Source organism: Vogesella mureinivorans, from assembly GCF_007644035.1.
GTDB lineage: Bacteria > Pseudomonadota > Gammaproteobacteria > Burkholderiales > Chromobacteriaceae > Vogesella > Vogesella mureinivorans.
Genome location: NZ_VMTV02000803.1, coordinates 1 through 466, shown reverse-complemented (window position 1 = coordinate 466; position 466 = coordinate 1). Strand labels below are relative to the sequence as shown.

Below are 466 nucleotides of genomic sequence, written 5' to 3'. Positions count from 1 at the left end.
CACGGTCAATCGCATTCCCGTACTGAGCGTAGACGAGGAGCAGTCCTTGGCCCGCCAGTACCAGGCCGAGCAGGACCTCGAGTCCGCACGCAAACTTGTGCTTTCGCACCTGCGCTTCGTTGTCCACGTTGCCCGCGGCTACAACGGCTATGGCCTGCAGCTGGCCGATCTGATCCAGGAGGGCAATATCGGCCTGATGAAGGCGGTGAAGCGCTTCGATCCGGATCAGGGCGTGCGTCTGGTCAGCTTTGCCGTGCACTGGATCCGCGCCGAGATGCATGAGTTCATCCTGCGCAACTGGCGCATCGTCAAGGTCGCCACCACCAAGGCGCAGCGCAAGCTGTTCTTCAATCTGCGCAAGAGCAAGCGTCGTCTTGGCTGGATGAACAACGAGGAAGTCCAGACCATCGCCCGCGACCTCAACGTACCCGCCGCCGAGGTGCTGGAGATGGAAGCGCGGCTGCAG

Annotated in this window: 1 protein-coding gene; it reads left to right on the top strand. The window is 62.0% G+C overall.

The genetic code is table 11. From position 1 onward, the window contains the following. Positions 1-466 (top strand): RNA polymerase factor sigma-32 (locus FLQ44_RS19710; RefSeq protein ID WP_147695750.1); only part of this gene is annotated, 466 nt, incomplete at both ends.